Annotated in this window: 16 protein-coding genes; 8 read left to right on the forward strand and 8 right to left on the reverse strand. The window is 69.9% G+C overall.

The window, feature by feature from the left end; genetic code table 11:
- Positions 1-279 precede the first annotated feature (279 nt).
- The 8 genes from ABZ434_RS08270 to ABZ434_RS08305 all read right to left on the reverse strand — a co-directional run bounded on the left by ABZ434_RS08270 (position 280) and on the right by ABZ434_RS08305 (position 10,224).
- A complete protein-coding gene (locus tag ABZ434_RS08270) occupies positions 280-1,737 on the reverse strand; it encodes a catalase (RefSeq protein ID WP_359133035.1) in 1,458 nt (485 codons plus the stop codon).
- A gap of 276 nt (positions 1,738-2,013) precedes the next feature.
- Positions 2,014-2,913: a 2-hydroxy-3-oxopropionate reductase gene (locus ABZ434_RS08275; protein WP_359133037.1), complete on the reverse strand. Its 900-nt coding sequence runs from the start codon at positions 2,911-2,913 to the stop codon at positions 2,014-2,016.
- A gap of 48 nt (positions 2,914-2,961) precedes the next feature.
- Complete coding sequence (locus tag ABZ434_RS08280; protein ID WP_359133039.1) at positions 2,962-3,801, reverse strand: TIM barrel protein; 840 nt, start codon at positions 3,799-3,801, stop codon at positions 2,962-2,964.
- 181 nt (positions 3,802-3,982) lie between these two features.
- Entirely contained in the window at positions 3,983-5,425 is a 1,443-nt protein-coding gene (locus ABZ434_RS08285) for a cellulose binding domain-containing protein (RefSeq protein WP_359133041.1), read from the reverse strand.
- Positions 5,426-5,466: 41 nt separating this feature from the next.
- Positions 5,467-7,059 carry a beta-N-acetylhexosaminidase gene (locus ABZ434_RS08290; protein WP_359133043.1) on the reverse strand — a complete coding sequence of 531 codons (1,593 nt, stop codon included), beginning with the start codon at positions 7,057-7,059 and terminating at the stop codon, positions 5,467-5,469.
- Between the two features lie 30 nt (positions 7,060-7,089).
- Positions 7,090-7,929, reverse strand: coding sequence for a carbohydrate ABC transporter permease (locus ABZ434_RS08295; protein WP_359133045.1), 840 nt, complete (start codon positions 7,927-7,929; stop codon positions 7,090-7,092).
- Positions 7,926-8,912 carry a sugar ABC transporter permease gene (locus ABZ434_RS08300; RefSeq protein WP_359133047.1) on the reverse strand — a complete coding sequence of 329 codons (987 nt, stop codon included), beginning with the start codon at positions 8,910-8,912 and terminating at the stop codon, positions 7,926-7,928. The genes ABZ434_RS08295 and ABZ434_RS08300 overlap by 4 nt, the downstream gene beginning before the upstream one ends.
- Before the next feature lie 43 nt (positions 8,913-8,955).
- A complete protein-coding gene (locus ABZ434_RS08305) occupies positions 8,956-10,224 on the reverse strand; it encodes an extracellular solute-binding protein (protein WP_359133049.1) in 1,269 nt (422 codons plus the stop codon).
- A 258-nt stretch (positions 10,225-10,482) separates the two neighbouring features.
- On the opposite strand from ABZ434_RS08305, the gene ABZ434_RS08310 reads away from it, so the two are divergent.
- The 8 genes from ABZ434_RS08310 (at position 10,483) to ABZ434_RS08345 (ending at position 16,840) form a co-directional block, all read left to right on the forward strand.
- Positions 10,483-11,319 (forward strand): GntR family transcriptional regulator, encoded by an 837-nt coding sequence (locus ABZ434_RS08310; RefSeq protein WP_359133051.1) that lies wholly within the window; start codon positions 10,483-10,485, stop codon positions 11,317-11,319.
- Positions 11,320-11,466: 147 nt separating this feature from the next.
- Positions 11,467-12,636: a lactonase family protein gene (locus ABZ434_RS08315; RefSeq protein ID WP_359133053.1), complete on the forward strand. Its 1,170-nt coding sequence runs from the start codon at positions 11,467-11,469 to the stop codon at positions 12,634-12,636.
- Positions 12,637-12,721: 85 nt separating this feature from the next.
- Positions 12,722-12,961 (forward strand): hypothetical protein, encoded by a 240-nt coding sequence (locus ABZ434_RS08320; protein ID WP_148022282.1) that lies wholly within the window; start codon positions 12,722-12,724, stop codon positions 12,959-12,961.
- Complete coding sequence (locus tag ABZ434_RS08325) at positions 12,958-13,335, forward strand: helix-turn-helix domain-containing protein (RefSeq protein WP_359133055.1); 378 nt, start codon at positions 12,958-12,960, stop codon at positions 13,333-13,335. Before ABZ434_RS08320 ends, ABZ434_RS08325 begins: the two co-directional genes overlap by 4 nt.
- 176 nt (positions 13,336-13,511) lie before the next feature.
- On the forward strand, positions 13,512-14,021 hold the full coding sequence (uraD, locus tag ABZ434_RS08330) for a 2-oxo-4-hydroxy-4-carboxy-5-ureidoimidazoline decarboxylase (protein ID WP_359133057.1): 510 nt from the start codon (positions 13,512-13,514) through the stop codon (positions 14,019-14,021).
- Between the two features lie 29 nt (positions 14,022-14,050).
- Positions 14,051-14,443, forward strand: a complete 393-nt coding sequence (gene uraH / locus ABZ434_RS08335) for a hydroxyisourate hydrolase (RefSeq protein ID WP_306083632.1) — start codon at positions 14,051-14,053, stop codon at positions 14,441-14,443.
- A 7-nt stretch (positions 14,444-14,450) separates the two neighbouring features.
- The gene (pucL, locus tag ABZ434_RS08340; protein ID WP_359133059.1) at positions 14,451-15,374 is read left to right on the forward strand and encodes a factor-independent urate hydroxylase; all 924 of its coding nucleotides are present in this window, start codon (positions 14,451-14,453) and stop codon (positions 15,372-15,374) included.
- Positions 15,375-15,442: 68 nt separating this feature from the next.
- Positions 15,443-16,840 (forward strand): nucleobase:cation symporter-2 family protein, encoded by a 1,398-nt coding sequence (locus ABZ434_RS08345; protein ID WP_359133061.1) that lies wholly within the window; start codon positions 15,443-15,445, stop codon positions 16,838-16,840.
- Positions 16,841-16,853: the final 13 nt, after the last annotated feature.

The raw sequence follows: 16,853 nt of genomic DNA on the forward strand, positions 1-16,853 counted from the left end.
ACGGGACCGTATCCGTACTCCACGCCCTGGTTCAGGGAAGAACAGGGGCCGCGGCGGGGTGCGAACGGGTGAAGGGGCCGGCCCCCTTCAGGTCAGGGGTCCGGACCGCCACCCACACCACCGCACTGGCATCGCGCCACCGCCGCGGCCCCGGGGCTGTCCGGCGGATCCGCCGCGGCGTCCGCGGGCATCCGCCAGACATCCCCGTCCTGTCCGCGCCCCGCGCAACCCCTCATCCGGGCGGGCGCGACGACGCGGGCAGGGCTTGCGGGCGCGAGGTCAGTCCTCGCGCAGGGCGCGGACGGCCTCCTCCACGCGCTTGCCGTAATCGGTGTCCGCGGCGTGGAAGTGGGCAAGGTTCTTCTCGATCACGTCGTCACGCGTGACCTGCGAAAGGCCCCCCGCGATGTTGGCGATCAGCCGGCCCTTCTCGTCGTCCGACATCAGCCGGTACAGCTCACCCGCCTGGAAGAAGTCGTCGTCCTTGGTGTGGGCGGGTGCCTCGTGCGTGCCGGTCCAGCCCTGGACGGCCAGCGGGGCGGAGTACGCCGCGTCCGTCTGGGCGGGGCCCGCGTGCGAGTTGGGCTCGTAGTTCTTGTCGTGCCGCGCGCCGTAGCGCGTGGCGTGCAGCCCGTCGCGGCCGTAGTTGTCGACCGTCGCGGTGCGCGGCGCGTTCACCGGCAGCTGGGTGTGGTTGATACCCAGCCGGTAACGCTGCGCGTCCGCATAGGCGAAGAGCCGGCCCTGAAGCATCTTGTCCGGGGACGGGCCGATGCCGGGCACGAAGTTGTTCGGGGAGAACGCTGCCTGCTCGACCTCCGCGAAGACGTTGTCCGGGTTGCGGTCCAGCACCAGTCGGCCCACCCGCTGGAGGGGGTAGTCCGCGTGCGGCCACACCTTGGTCACGTCGAACGGGTTGAACCGGTAGTCCGCGGCCTCGGCGGCGGGCATGACCTGGACGTACAGCGTCCAGGACGGGTTCATCCCGCGCTCGATGGCCTGGAGCAGGTCGGTCTGGTGGGAGTTGGCGTCCTTGCCGACGAGTTCGGCGCCCTGGTCGGCGGAGAGGGAACGCACACCCTGGTTCGTCTTGAAGTGGTACTTGACGAAGAAGGCCTCGCCCGCGGCGTTCGTCCACTGGTAGGTGTGCGAACCGAACCCGTTCATGTGGCGGTAGGAGGCGGGGATGCCCCGGTCGCCCATCAGCCAGGTGATCTGGTGTGTCGCCTCGGGGGAGTTCGCCCAGAAGTCCCAGACGTTGTCCGCTTCCTGACGGCCCGTGAACGGGTCACGCTTCTGGGAGTGGATGAAGTCGGGGAACTTGATCGGGTCCTTGATGAAGAACACCGGGGTGTTGTTGCCGACGAGGTCGTAATTGCCCTCGTTCGTGTAGAACTTGAGGGCAAAGCCGCGCGGGTCGCGCACCGCGTCCGCGCCGCCGAGCGAGTCGGCGACCGTCGAGAACCGGATGAACGTCTCGGTGCGGCGGCCGACCTCGGAGAGGAAGTCCGCGCGGGTGAAGCCGGTGACGTCGTCGGTCACCTCGAAGTAGCCGTACGCGCCGGAGCCCCGGGCATGCACCACGCGCTCCGGGATGCGCTCCCGGTTGAAGCGGGCGAGCTTCTCCAGGAGGTGACCGTCCTGGAGGAGGATCGGGCCGCCGGCGCCGGCGGTGGCGGAGTTCTGGTTGTCGGCGACCGGGGCGCCGGACTCGGTCGTAAGCACGCGCTGCGTCATGGTGTCGGGGCGACCTTCCGTACGGGAGCTGCTGAACTGCGACGGCCTGGGGGCTCCAGGAGCGTAAGTACGCGCCGAACCTGACGTCAACAGTTTGTTGAAATTCATGAGGGGGAGGGGAGCGAGAGGTGTTCCGGACGGCGCCGACGCCTGGGCGCGACAGGACAGGTGTCAGCGCCGACGCCGTCCGGAAGTCTGTGGGGCCGGGGGGGTACGCACCCGGCGGGGTGGTGCCGGCCGGGCCCGCTCGGGGCCCGGCCGCAGGCAGGGGCCGGATCAGCTCTTGACGGGCTGACCCGACAGACGCTCGACAGAGCGCAGCAGGGCCGAGTGGTCCAGGCCGCCGTCGCCCTGTGCGCGCAGCGAGGCGACGAGCTGGGCGACCACGCCGCCGACCGGCAGTGCGGCACCGACGTTGCGGGCCGCGTCCGTGACGATGCCCATGTCCTTGTGGTGCAGGTCGATCCGGAAGCCCGGAGCGAAGTCCCGGTTCAGGAAGTTGTCCTTCTTGCGGGTCAGCACGGTCGAGCCGGCCAGTCCGCCGTTGAGGACGTCGAGCGCGGCGGCGAGGTCGACCCCGGACTTCTCCAGGAAGACGACGGCCTCGGCGCAGGCCTGGATGTTGACCGCGACGATCAGCTGGTTGGCCGCCTTCACCGTCTGCCCGGAGCCGTGCGGGCCGCAGAGGACGATGGTCTTGCCCAGCGCGTCGAGCACCGGCTTCGCGGCGTCGAAGTCGGCCTGCTCGCCGCCCACCATGATGGACAGCACGGCCTCGATGGCACCGGCCTCGCCACCCGAGACGGGGGCGTCCAGGACCCGGATGCCCTTCTCGGCGGCGTTCTTCGCCAGGTCCACCGAGGTCTGCGGGGTGATCGAGGACATGTCGACCAGCAGCGCGCCGCGCTTCGCGTTCTCCAGGATGCCCTCGGGGCCGTAGGCGATCGCCTCGACCTGCGGGGAGGCGGGCACCATCGTGATGACCACGTCCGCGTCCCTGACCGCCTCGGCGATCGAGGAGGCGCCGGTGCCGCCGGCCGCTGCCAGCCGGTCGACCTTGTCCTGCTCCAGGGTGTAGCCGGTGACGTCGTAACCGGCCTTGATCAGGTTCTCGGACATGGGCGAACCCATGATCCCGAGCCCGATCCACGCAACCTTGGGGAGGTTGTTGCTCATGAGGGTGCCTTCCGATTCAGCGTGTGTACGAGGGGGAGTCCGCGGCCCTCAGCGGGCGGCCCGCGCGGTGGCCGGGAGCCACTCGAAGGACTCGGCGCTCGGCCGGTCGCCCGGCTTGTACTCCAGGCCGACCCAGCCGTCGTAACCGGCCTTCGTCAGCTCGTCGAGGAGCTGCTCCAGCGGGAGCGAGCCGGTGCCGGGCGCACCGCGGCCCGGGTTGTCCGCGATCTGGACGTGACCGGTCCGGTCGGCGTACGCCGCGATGACCTGGCTGAGGTCCTCGCCGTTCATCGACAGGTGGTACAGGTCCAGGAGGAACTTTGCGTTGCCGAGGCCCGTCGCCGCGTTGACGCGGTCCACGACCTCGATCGCGGCCGGTGCGCTGACCAGCGGGTAGCGCGGTGACTCCGGCTTGTTCAGGGCCTCGATCAGCAGGACCGCCCCGATCCGGTCTGCCGCGCGGGCGGCGCCGACCAGGTTCTCCAGGGCGAGTTCGTCCTGCGCGGCGGGGTCGACGCCGTCGGCCCGGTTGCCGTAGAGCGCGTTGAGCGCCTTGCATCCGACCGAGGAGGCGAAGTCCGCCGCCACCTCGACATTGGCCCGGAAGCGGTCCGACTCCGTACCGGGCACGGAGAGCGCGCCGCGGTCGGGGCCGGGCAGCTGTCCGGCGTAGAAGTTCAGCCCCACCAGTTGGGTGCCCGCCTCGTCGAGCGCCTTCTTCAGCGCGTCGAGTTCGGCCTGCGGAGGGGTGGGGGTCTCGATCCATGGCCACCACAGCTCGACCGCCGTGAAGCCCGCCGCGGCGGCTGCCGCGGGTCGCTCCAGGAGCGGGAGTTCCGTGAAGAGGATCGAAAGGTTCACATCGAAGCGCTGGTCCGGGTAGCCCATGAGGGTTTCGGCGCTCCTTCCGTATTGCGGAAGTTAGTTTCTGCTTAACGGAAGATTGCCTGGAGGGTGAGGGCGGTGTCAAGGGGTGCCCGGAAATTCGGCCGGGCAGGGCCGTTCCGGACACGCGAGAGCGGGGCGGCGGCCCATGGCCGTCCGCCCCGCCCCTGCCTTCCGGAAGCCGTTATCCGGCCGGCACCGTGTCCTGGAACGCGGTCCCCGCCGAGCGGTAGGCGCTCACCCTGGCGTTGACCTGGGCCGGTGTGAGGACCTGGTCCTTCACGTGCAGGACGTAGTCCACCTGCTGGTCGTACGAGCGGGGCGTCGTGCTGGTCTGCCCGGCCAGATCGATCAGCCACTGGTTGAAGTTGATCGACATCCCGCGCTCCGGCAGGTACGCCGCGCCGTGGGTGCCGAACAGCTGCCCGTCGACGTAGTAGGTGATCGCGCTGTTGTCGATGGTCACGACCAGGTCGTGCCAGCCGGCATAGCTCTGCCTGGCCTCACTGTGTGCGTTGACCGCCTCCCACGGGTCCGGGCGGTACGTCTCCCACGAGGTCGTGTAGAGAATGTTGCCGCTCTCGCCCCAGCCGCCGTTCGGCAGGTACTCGAAGTCGTACTCCGCGTAGTCGTCCGCCATCGGCGCCTTGAGGTCGTTGATGGTGAAGAACGTCTGGACGAGATGGTCGCCGTCCGGACCGGACACGGGAGCGTCGTTGAACTTCACCCGGGCCGCATAGGTGCCGTTGCGGAACTTCATCGACTGGGTCAGGATCTCGGTCTGCTTCGTCGACTCACCGCTCCCGGCCGTCGATGTCGCCAGATTCATCACCGAGTTGCCGCTCTGGGAGGCGAACGTGACGTTCTCCGGCGCCCAGGTGGCGCCGGGCACGCCCGGTCCACCGGAGTTCGAGCGGACGCTCCAGCCGTGCGCGGCGATCTTCGGATCGGTGTGGGAGCTGTAGTTGAAGTCGTCGAACAGCGTGGGCGCACCCTCCGGCGGATCGGTCGGGTCCGTGGGATCGGTCGGATCCGTAGGGTCGGTCGGGCCGTTCCCCCCGGGGGCCTCGCCCCAGACCGTGGCGCCGCCGAGCTGCGCGGTCACCTTCGACCAGTCGCCGTACGCGGTCCGGCCCGCGTCGAAGGAGTAGTCGTCGCTCTGCAGCAAGGGCTGCCAGCTCGACCGGTAGAAGCGCAGCTGCATGTCGCCGGTGTCGGCGCCGGGGGCGAGCGATCCCGCGCCGGCGGTGAAGCCGATCTCCAGATAGCGGTCGGCGGTGGCGGTCGGGGAGGCGAGCGTGCCGAACGTGCCGGTGATGTTGGCGCAGCCCTTCACCGCCCAGGAGCAGGCGAACCGGTAGGCGTCGCCCGCCGCCTCGCCCTTGAAGTAGTAGCGGACCTTGACGGTGCTGAGCTGTACGGCCGCACTGCCGGTGTTGCGTACCTTCAGCCAGGGTTCGCTCTGGTCGGCCGTGCTGCCGGTCGCGCTGGTGCGGTACTGCACGGCCAGCGGACCACCGGCCGCGCTCGCCGACGACGGGACGACGGCCAGCGCCGTACAGCCCAGTGCCAGTGTGGCGGCGGCTGCCGCCGCCGCACGGATGCGGGTTTTCGCGAGTGACTTCATGAAACCTGTTCCTCTCCGGAACGGTCGTGGGGGAGTGGTTCCTACCGAGGTGGCGCTGTTCCTGGGGAAGTGGTCTGGAGCGACCGGGAGTTCAGGGGGCGGTAGCGGACGCCGAGGGCGTCCAGCCGTGCCGTGTGCCGGCCCAGCCGTGACAGGAAGCCGGGCCAGTCGCTGCGTCCGCCCGACCAGGCACGGTCCGCGAGGGCGCAGAGCCGGGGGTACGACAGGTACTCGATCCGCTCGGGTGTGCTGGCGTACTCGGTCCACAGCTGGGCCTGGGTGCCCAGCACCTGGGCCGCGTCCGCCGCCTCCCATCCGTCCGGCACCGGCCGGTTGCCGTGCACCGCCCGCAGACCGACCGGCGGGCCCGGCTGCGTGGCCGGTTCGCCGGGGTCCGTGGACTGGGCGTAGTCGAGGTACGTCGTACGGTGGTGCGCGGTGACCACCTGATGGCCGCGGCGGGCGGCGGCCAGGGCGTGGGCCGGGTCGCGCCAGGTCATCACCGTGAATTCGAGGGGGAGTTCGGTGCCCGTCTCGGCCCAGCCGACCGGGCGCCTGCCCGCCTCGGCCAGGAACGAACCGATCCGGCCCATGAACCAGCCGTGCAGCGCCCGGGCGTCGGGCAGCCCCTCGGCGGCGGCCCGCGCCAGAGCAGCCGGGCTCGTCTCCCACTCGGTGGTCGGGCACTCCTCGCCGCCGATGTGGATGTACGGGGACGGGAAGACGTCCATGACCTCCTCCAGCACCGTGCGGCAGAAGTCGAAGACCTCCTCGTGGACGCCGAACACCGTGTCGCAGACGCCCCAGCGGGTCCACACGTCCAGCCGCCGCGCGGGGTCGTTGCCCAGCTCGGGGTGGGCGGCGAGCGCCGCGCGCACATGGCCGGGCATCTCGATCTCCGGCACCACACGCACCCCGCGCGCCGCCGCGTAACGGACCAGGTCCCGCAGCTCCTGGCGGGTGTACGCCCCCGAGTGCGGAATCCCGTCGTAGCTGTCGTCGCCGCGCCCCGGCGGGCCGGACATCGACTGCCGGCGGTGGCCCCCGATCCCGGTGAGTCGCGGGTAGGCGGGTACCGGCATCCGCCACCCCTGGTCGTCGGTGAGGTGGAGATGGAGGGTGTTGAGCTTGTGCAGCGCCATCAGGTCCACGTACCGGCGCAGGTAGGACACCGGCTGGAAGTGCCGCGCGACGTCGAGCATCGTGCCGCGCCACGGATACGCCGGGACGTCACTGATCTCGACACACGGCAGCATCCACGGCGCCTCGCGCTGCGCCGTGTCCGAAAGGGCCTCGGCGGGCAGCAGTTGACGGATCGTCTGTACGCCCCTGAGCAGGCCCGGAAGGCGCGCGGCTCGCAGCAGCAGGGCGTCGGGGCCGATCGTGAGCCCGTAACCCTCCTCGCCGAGGCCGCCCAGCTGCGGGTCGAGAGCCAGCACGACGCGGCCGGTGGCGGAGGGCGCGAGGGGCAGGCCGGTCGCCGGGGCGAGCAGCGTGCGCAGCAGGTCGGCCGCCCCCTCCGCGCCGGGGTAGGCCCGTACCGAGGTGTCCTGGTCGAGGGTGAAGCGGCCGGGGCGGGCCGAGATCTTGCGGGGGCGGGGCACGAGCGAGAGTTCGGGGCGTGATGCGGGCATGGAAGGCCTCCGGATTCGGATCTCGGGCGATCAGCCTTTGACGGCGCCGGCCGCGAAGCCGGAGGTGACGTGGCGCTGGAGCAGCAGGAACACGATCAGCGCGGGCAGGGCGAAGAGGGTCGAGGCGGCCATGGTGGCGCCCCAGTCGGTGCCGAAGGTGTTCTGGAAGGAGGAGAGCCAGACCGGCAGCGTGCGGCTGTCCTGGTGCTTGATGATCAGGAAGTTGGCGTAGGCGAACTCGTTCCAGGCGGTGATGAAGCCGAACAGCGAGGTCGCCATCAGCCCCGGCGCGAGCAGCGGCAGCGCCACCTTCCTGAAGGCCCCGGTCCGGGTGCATCCGTCCACCTGGGCGGCCTCCTCCAGCTCCGGCGGGATCGTCCCGATGAAGCCCCTCAGCACGATGATCGAGAACGGCAGCGTGACCATGAAGTAGACGAGGGTGAGCGTGGGCAGCCGGTCCAGCATGTCCGTGTCACGGGAGATGATGTAGACCGGGATGATCAGCGACTCCCAGGGCGCCATCTGGGCGATGAAGACCATGAGCATGAACTGGCGCCGGCCCTTCCACCGCAGCCGTGCCACCGCGTACGCCGACCCGATGGCGACGATCAGCGCCAGCAGGACCGAACTCGCCGTCACCAGAATGCTGTTGCGCCAGAAGACCTCGAAGCCGTCGGCCTGCACCGCCGTTCGGAAGTGGTCGAGCGTCCATGTGTGCGGGACGAGCTGCGGGCGACTGGACTGGATGTCCTTGGACGGCTTGAACGCGGTGGAGATCATCCAGTAGACGGGGAACAGGCAGATCAGGACGGTCAGTGCGGCGGCGGCGTTCAGCGGGATCCGGCGGACCCGCGGGTGTGTCCGGCTCATGGGGTTTCGCCCTCCTGGCGGAGCATCTGGCGGAAGTAGAGGACGAGCACCCCGGACATCAGGACCACGGTCACCATCGAGGCGGCGGAGCCGAGGTCGTAGCGCTGGCCGGCGAGCGCGGTCTGCACGGCGTACACGGGGAGGATCGTGGTGGCGTCCCCCGGACCGCCGCGGGTCATGACCCAGATCTGGACGAACGCCTTGAACGTCCAGATCACCTCCAGCGAGAAGACCAGCAGGAAGATGGGCCGGAGCATCGGGAGGGTGACCGAGCGGAAGATCCGGGACCCGGAGGCCCCGTCCAGCCGCGCCGACTCGTACAGCTCGGCCGGGACCGTGGTCAGCGCGGAGTAGATGGTGATCGCCGCGAACGGCACCGACTGCCAGACGATCAGCAGGACCAGGATGCAGAAGGCGGCGGTGCCGTGCGCGAACCACGGGTAGCGGTCGAAGGAGGAGAAGCCCGCCGCGGTCAGGACATGGTTGACGATGCCGAACTCGGAGTGGAACAGCCACTGGAAGACCGTGGTGGCCGCGATCACCGGCATGGCCCATGCCAGCACCAGGGAACTGAGCACCACCGTGCGGCCGAACCGGCCCAGCCGCTCCGTCATCAGCGCGACCAGGGTGGCGATCACCATGATCAGGACCACGTTGACCGCCATGAAGAGGAAGGTGCGCCTGACCACCTCCCAGAACCGGGGGTCGGACAGCAGGGTGCGGTAGTTCCGCAGCCCCACGAACTGCGCGTCGCCCATGATGAGCTGGCGCAGCCGGAAGTCCTGCAGCGAGATCAGCACGGCCCGCAGCAGCGGGTAGAGCAGCAGGTAGAGCATGCCGCCCACCGCCGGTGCGATCAGGGCGTACGGCCACAGGCCGCGTGGTTCCCCGGACCGCCGCCGGCGTGGCGGCGGTCCTGAGGTGCCGGCGGTTCTCCGGCGCAGCGGGCTGGGGGGCGCGGTCCGTTCCCGGATGACCGACACGGTTCGCCTCCTCTCATGGGTCGGGGCGGCAGTCAGCGGTGGGTCAGGAAGCGGTGTTCATGGCGCGGGTGATGTCCTCGGACGCCTTGGCGGCTTCCTTCGCCCGGTCACCGCCGGTCAGCACGGCGGCCATGTAGTCCTTGATCGGGTTCTCCGCCTCGACCGCCGCCCAGCCGGGCGTGTTGGGCGTGGCGTGCCCGTTCGCCGCGCCGGCCGCCATGGCCGCCGCACCCGGGTCGCCGGCGACGGCGGAGGCGAGCGTGGTGCGGTTCGGCACGTAGCTCATGGCCACGGCGAGCTTCTTCTGCCAGGCGTCGCCCGTGAGTTCCTTGACGAAGGTGAGCGCCGCCTCCTGCTTGCCGGACGCCGTGGGGATCACCAGATCGGAACCGCCCGTGAAGACGGCGCCGGGGGTGTCCGCGCTCTTGCCCGGGATCGGGAAGAAGCCGAGCTTCCCCTTCAGGTCCGGATTCTTCTCGATGACGACATTGGCGCCGCCCGGGGTGGAGATGACCTGGGCGATCTTCCCCTGTGCCATCACGTCGGCCTGCGGCGGGTCGTCCTCGTCGGAGTCCTTGGGACCCTTGCCGAGTCCCTGGAGCTTGCCGTAGAACTCCATCCCGCGCAGCGCCTCGGGGGTGTCCAGGGCGCCCTTCCACTTCCCGCCGGACTCGGTCGCGAGGTCACCGCCCTCGTCCCAGACGAAGCCGGCCAGGGCGTACCACATCTGCCCCGGCAGGTAGATGCCCTGTGTCCCGGCCTTGTTGAGTTTTCCGGTGGCGGCGAGCCACTGGTCGCGCGTCTTTATCGCGGACGCGTCGATCCCCGCCTTCTCGAACAGGTCGGTGCGGTAGATGACGACGCGGTTGGCCGCGTAGTACGGAATGCCGTACTGCTTGCCCTCGTAGGCGCCCGGCTCGGCGAGCCCCTTGAGCCAGTCCTTGCCGTTCAGCTCGTCGACCTTGTCGCTGAGGTCGAGCAGCCCGCCGCTCTGGGCGAACTGCGCGACCTGGGTGTTGCCGCTCTCGATCACGTCCGGGGCGTCGTTGCTGGCCAGCGCGGCGGTGATCTTCTCGCCGATGCCGTCCCACTCCTGGATCTGGACGCGGACCTTGATCGTGGGGTGTGCGGCCTCGAAGCCCTTCACGAACTCCTTCTGGAACTGCGCCGACACGCTGTCGCGCATCAGCCACACGTCGATGCTCGTCGGTCCGTCACCGGAGGAGCCGGTGGAGTCGGACGAGGAACTGCAGGCACTGAGAACGGCGGCCATCACGAGCGCGGACCCACCGGCAAGCAAGCGGTACTTCACGGTTCACCTCTGGGAGACAGGACCTGACCACCTGACCAGTGAAGTCCACTGGACAGCTCACCTCTTGATGGTGGATGAAGGTGGCATAGACCAATGAGGTCGTCAACCCCCCTGGTAGCAAAGGGATTTAGTGATCTCTGTGGAAAGTGGGCCCGATGTCCTCCGCTGGACCGGCTACACTTTCCTTGACCAGTAGCGCAGTTGGCCTAACTGGTCACTCAACTGGTAAGAAAGCGCAGTGTCAGAAGGGGGCAGCGCATGGACGCCGACGCATCGGGGGCGGTGCTCAAACGGGAAAGGGCCCGAGACGCCGTACTGGAGCTGATCGAGTCGCGCCGCCCGGGAGACGCCATCCCGTCGGAGCGCGCCCTCTGCGCCACCCTCGGCGTCTCCCGGCCCACCCTGCGCGCCGCGATCGACGAACTGGTGGCCTCCGGCCTGTTGGTGCGCGAGCACGGCCGCGGCATGTTCGTCGCGCCCGAGAAGATCACCCAGGAGCTCGTCTCGGCCGACCTGGCTCTGACGGTCCCGCAGGCGGCCGGGGCCTGGTCGAGCCGGCTGCTGGAGTTCACGACCCTTCAGGCCGGTGCCCGGGTCGGCCGCAAACTGCGCATGTCGCCCGCGGCGGACATCGTGTACGTGGCCCGGCTGCGGCTCGTGGACGGCGCTCCGATGGCGATCGAGCACCTGCACATCAGGGCCGAGCTGGTGCCGGGCCTGTCGGCCCAGGAGTTGGAGAACGGCGACCTCTACGAGCACCTGCGCGAGCGGCACGACGTGCACGTCCACGAAGCGGTGCAGGCGATCGAGCCGACCGTGGTGACCCGGGCGGAGGCCCGGCTCCTGGACGTGCCCGAGCTCTCCCCGGCTCTCCTCTTCGAGCGGCTCACCTCGGACACCACCGGCTGCCCCGTGGAGTACGTGCACTCGCTCTACCGCGGCGACCGCTACCGGATCGTCTCCCGCCTGGCCCTCGGTCCGGCCGCCGTGGCGCCGGTGGAGGGCGGGCACCACCCGGGGATCCCGCCGGGTGACTTCGCGCAGGGAGACCCGATCACCTCGTCCACCCGTGGTGACATCCAGTCCGGCGACTGAGCCGGCGGCCACCCGCCCGCGCGGTCGGCCCACAGCCCCGCTGCTGTTGCGCCCTGCGCAATGGCCGGTGCGTCTCTTGCGCGGACCCGTGGGGAAGGCCACTGTGACTGACACATCCGACGCCACCGACCCCACGAGGTGCCTCGCATGACATCGCCCACCAGTCGCCGCACCGTCCTCGGAGCACTCCTGGCGGGCGGCGCCCTCGCCGCCGCCCCCACCCTTCCCCGAAACGCGATCCGCCCCGGCCCACCGTCGCGCCCGACGAGGCCAGGGGCGCGCCGGACCGGGACGCTCTTCCTGGGCACGTACACCTCGGCCACCCCGGGCGGCACCGGCATCGGTATCGCCTCGTACGACGCGGCGACGGGTGGCATCACCTCCCGTACCGTCGTCACCGGCGTCGAGAACCCGTCGTACCTCGCGCTGCACCCCACCGGCAGCACGCTCTACGCCGTCGACGAGCAGGAGAACGGCGGCGTCACGGCCGTCGCCCTCACCGGCGGCACCTTCCGGGTGCTGGGGACGCGGGCCACCGGCGGCGCCGGCCCCTGCCACGTCTCGGTCCACCCGGGCGGGCGGTGGCTGCTCAGCGCCAACTACACCTCCGGCAGCGTCGCGGTGCACCCTCTGGCCGCCGACGGATCGGTGGGGGAGCGCACCGACCTGGTCACCCACGACACGCCCGCCCCCGGTCCCGGCCAGGACGGACCCCACGCCCACCAGGTCGTCACCGCCCCCGACGGCCGCCATATCCTCGCCGTCGACCTGGGCAACGACACGGTGTACACCTACCGGCTCGACGAGGACCACGGCACCCTGGAGCAGCTCTCGTACGCCGCACTGCGCCCCGGCGCCGGTCCGCGCCACCTCACGTTCCACCCGGGCGGCCGCCACGCCTACCTGGCGTGCGAGCTCGACAACACGGTCGTGGTCTGCGGCTACGACCCCGCGACCGGCACCCTGACCCCGGGCGCCCCGCAGCCCACGGGTACGGGCGAGGGCACCAGTTACCCCGCCCAGCTCCTGGTCACCGGAGACGGTCGCTTCGCCTACCTGGCCAACCGGGGCCACAACAGCCTCACCCGGTACGCCGTGGAGGGCGGCGGGGCCACGCTGCGGCTGCTGGACACCGTGCCGGTGGGCGGTGACTTCCCCCGGCACACCGCATTCTCCCCGGACGGCTCCCTCCTCTTCGCCGCCAACCAGCGGTCCGGGACGGTCACGGTCTTCCGGGTCGACGCGGACAGCGGTGCCCTGAGCCCTGTCGGGCGCCCGTTCCCCGCCCCGGCGGCGGTCTGTGTGCTGCCGGTGTAGCGGGTGCGCGGGTTAGGGTCGTGCCCGAGCCGCGGGTCGCCCCGGACGCGGTGCGACACATGTGGGAGGCACAGTGCGCTTGAGAGTGGAGTTCACCACCGAGCCGTTCGATCTCGACGAGGCACCGGCCCACGCGGTCGTGGCCCGCGAGGTCATCCAGTCGGCCGAGCTGGACGCGGTGGACGTCGGCCCCTTCGGCAACACGGCGGAGGGCGGCGCCGACGAGGTGCTCACCGCGGTGGACTCCCTGCTGCGCCAGGCCCTGGCATCCGGTGCCACCCGGGTCTCGCTCCAGGTCAACGTCATCGGGGAGGACCCGAAGTGACCGGCCCTGCGGACCACCCCCTCGTCCTCGCCGTCAAGCCGCTCGTCGACGCCATGGGGGCCGAGCTGCTCGGACCCGAGCAGGCGCAGGCCGACGACGTCGTCCTGGCCTGGGAGGGCGAGGACGTCATAGCCGTCCGGCTACCCCAGCTCTCCGACTCGCTGGACCACATCCTGGCCGCGATGGAGCGCCGGCACGGCAAGCCGCTCGCCGAACTGGACCGCAGGACCAAGCAGGAGGTCGTACGGACCCTGGAGGCACGGGGTGCCTTCTCGGTGCGGCACGGCGTCGAGACCGTGGCGGGGGCCCTGGGCGTCTCCCGCTTCACCGTCTACAACTACCTGAACAGGGAAAACGGCTCCAAGGCCGAGTAGTTGGGCACGCGGGTAGATGTAAACGGCACATGAACGTGGAAGCCGTCGTCCGGATCGCCGGGCGACGGCTTTTTACATGAACGGAATTTCAACAAAGTGTTGACGTGGTGTTGTGGAGGGCGTTAGCTATCCGCAGCCCGACCAACGCACAGCGAAAAACAGCCACGGAGGCTCCCGTGACTTCGAGCTCCACGCCGGGCCTCGCCCGGTTCAACACCCTGGCGGACGACGAGGCGGCCACCGTGCTGCACGAGATCTGCGCCAGTGCGGCCTGGGGAAGAGCGATCCTCTCCCGCCGTCCGTACGCCACCGCAGAAGCCCTGTTCTCCGCGAGCGACACCGCCACGGCGGCGCTCGGCGTGCAGGACCTGGCCGACGCCATGGCCGGTCACCCGCCGATCGGCCGCCCGAAACCCGGGGACCCGACCTCCTCCCGCGAACAGCGGGGGATGGCCGGCGCCACCGAGGAGCTCAAGGCCGAGATGCTCGCACTCAACCTGGCCTACCAGGAGCGGTTCGGGCATGTCTTCCTGATCTGCGCCACCGGAGCCACCGGTGAGCAGATGCGCGACGCGGTGAAGTCCCGGACCGGGAACACGCCCGAGCAGGAACGCGCCATCGTGCGCACCGAACTGGGCAAGATCAACCGCATCCGCCTCACCCGTCTCGTCACGGAAGGCTCGTAAGAGCTCGTAGCAGAAGGAGAGTGAAGGTCTTGAGCACCTTCGCCACCGCATCGGTGTCCACCCACATCCTGGACACCAGCATCGGCCGCCCCGCCGCAGCCGTCACCATCACGCTCGCCGCCCGCTCGGGCAGCGACGCGCAGTGGGTGGCGCTCGGTGGATCCGCGACCGATGCGGACGGGCGCTGCAAGGACCTGCCGGCCCTGCCGGAAGGCACCACCCACGTACGGCTCGACTTCGAGACCGAGTCGTACTTCACCGCCAAGAAGCAAGCCGAGGCGCAGCAGGACGCCCCCCGCGTAAGGGACAGCGGCGCGTTCTTCCCGGAGGTGGCGATCACGTTCGCCGTCACCCCGGGCGAGCACTATCACGTACCGCTGCTGCTCAACCCGTTCGGCTACTCCGTATACCGAGGGAGCTAGCAGACACATGCCCACGATTCTCGGCCAGAACCAGTACGGCAAAGCAGAGAACCGCGTCGTCAAGATCACGCGGGACGGCGACACCCACCACATCAAGGACCTGAACGTCTCGGTCGCCCTCTCCGGCGACATGGACGACGTCCACTACTCCGGCTCCAACGCGAACGTCCTGCCCACGGACACCACCAAGAACACCGTGTTCGCGTTCGCCAAGGAGCACGGCATCGAGTCCGCCGAGCAGTTCGGCATCCACCTCGCCCGTCACTTCGTGACGTCGCAGGAGCCGATCAAGGTCGCCCGCATCCGCATCCAGGAGTACTCCTGGGAGCGCATCGCGACCTCGGACAACAGCTCCAGGTTCATCGGATCGGACGAGGTCAACCACTCCTTCGCCCGCAAGGGCCAGGAACTGCGCACCACGCAGATCACCTACGACGGCGAGAAGTGGGAGATCATCTCCGGCCTCAAGGACCTCACGGTCATGAACTCCACCAACTCGGAGTTCTGGGGCTACGTCAAGGACAAGTACACGACGCTCAAGGAGGCGTACGACCGCATCCTGTGCACCGACGTCGCCGCCGCCTGGCGCTACAACTGGACCAGCGACGACGACCGGATGCCCAACTGGGAGAAGTCGTACGAGCAGGCCAAGAAGCACATCCTGCAGGCCTTCGCGGAGACGTACTCGCTCTCGCTCCAGCAGACCCTGTACCAGATGGGTTCGCGCGTCATCAACAGCCGCAGCGAGATCGACGAGATCCGCTTCTCGCTGCCGAACAACCACCACTTCCTGGTGGACCTGGAGCCGTTCGGCCTCAAGAACGACAACGAGGTCTACTTCGCGGCCGACCGTCCGTACGGGCTCATCGAGGCCACCGTGCTGCGGGACGGAGTCGAGCCGCAGATCCCGGTCGACATGACCAACCTCTGACGCGGTGCCGCGCCGGTCCCCGTCCGTCCACAGCGGACGGGGACCCGGGCGGCCCGGAGGGAACCCCCATGGCACAGCCTGCACTTGGGCCCGCAGAAGCAGAAGGCCCATGTTCCACCCCGCTGGAGAGCCCGGTCCACCCCGTGGACGAGAAGCCTGCCCCGTCGCGGCTCGTCCCCGCCGCGCTCCAGCACATCGCCGCCATGTACGCGGGCGTCGTCACACCACCGCTCATCATCGGACAGGCGGTCGGCCTCGACCAGGCCGGCATGACCCGGCTGATCGCGGCGAGCCTCCTGATCGCCGGCTGCGCCACCCTCCTCCAGACACTCGGCATCGGCGGCTTCGCCGGCAACCGGCTGCCGTTCGTCAACGCCGCCTCATCGGCGGGCATCGCACCGATGCTCGCCATCGCGGAGAACAGCGCACCCGGACACCAACTCCCCGCGATCTACGGGGCGGTGCTCGTCGCCGGGGTGTTCTGCCTGGCCGTCGGCCCGTTCTTCGGCAGACTGCTTCGCTTCTTCCCGCCGCTCGTCACCGGCGTCGTCATCACCCTCATCGGGGTCACGCTGATGCCGGTCCCGGTCTCCTGGGCCCAGGGCGGTGACAAGGAAGCGGCCGACTTCGGCGCCATGAAGTACCTCGCCCTGGCCGCCTTCACCCTCATCGTCATCCTGATCGTCCAGCGGTTCGGGCGTGGCTTCCTCAGGCAGGTCGCCCTGCTCATCGGGCTGCTCGTCGGCACACTGGCCGCCGTACCGTTCGGGCTCGCCGACTTCTCCGCGATCGGGTCCGCTCCGGTCGCCGCCCTGCCCGCTCCCTTCGCCTTCGGCGCCCCCGAGTTCCAGCCCGCCGCGATCCTCTCCCTCTGCATCGTGATGCTCGTCCTGATGACCGAGTCATCCGCCGGCATGCTCGCGCTCGGCGAGATCTGCGACCGGCGCACCGACGGCAGGACCATCACCCGCGGACTGCGCACCGACGGCATCGCCACTCTCGTCGGACCGGTCTTCGGCGGGTTCCCCACCAGCGCCTTCGCGCAGAACGTCGGCGTGGTCTCGCTGACGAAGGTGCGCAGCCGGTACGTCGTCGCGGCCGCCGGCGGCGCGCTGCTGGTCCTCGGCGTCTTCCCCGTCCTCGGCGCGGTCGTCTCGCTCGTGCCCATGCCCGTGCTCGGCGGTGCCGGCATCGTCCTGTTCGGCTCGATCGCGGTCAGCGGTATCCGTACGCTCTCCGAGGCCGGACTCGACGACAGCTCCAACATCATCCTGGTCGCCGTGGCGCTCGGCGCGGGCATCATCCCGCTCGCCGCGCCCGGCTTCTACGCGGGGTTCCCGTCCTGGGCGCAGACCGTCCTGGGCTCCGGCATCAGCGCCGGAGCGCTCGTCGCGGTCCTGCTCAACCTGTTCTTCCACCATCTCGGCACCCACGGCCGCACGGCCGTGGCACTCAAATCCTCCTAGGGTCCTGCCGTGC

It is taken from the genome of Streptomyces sp. NPDC005761 (genome assembly GCF_040630635.1).
Taxonomy (GTDB): Bacteria; Actinomycetota; Actinomycetes; order Streptomycetales; family Streptomycetaceae; genus Streptomyces.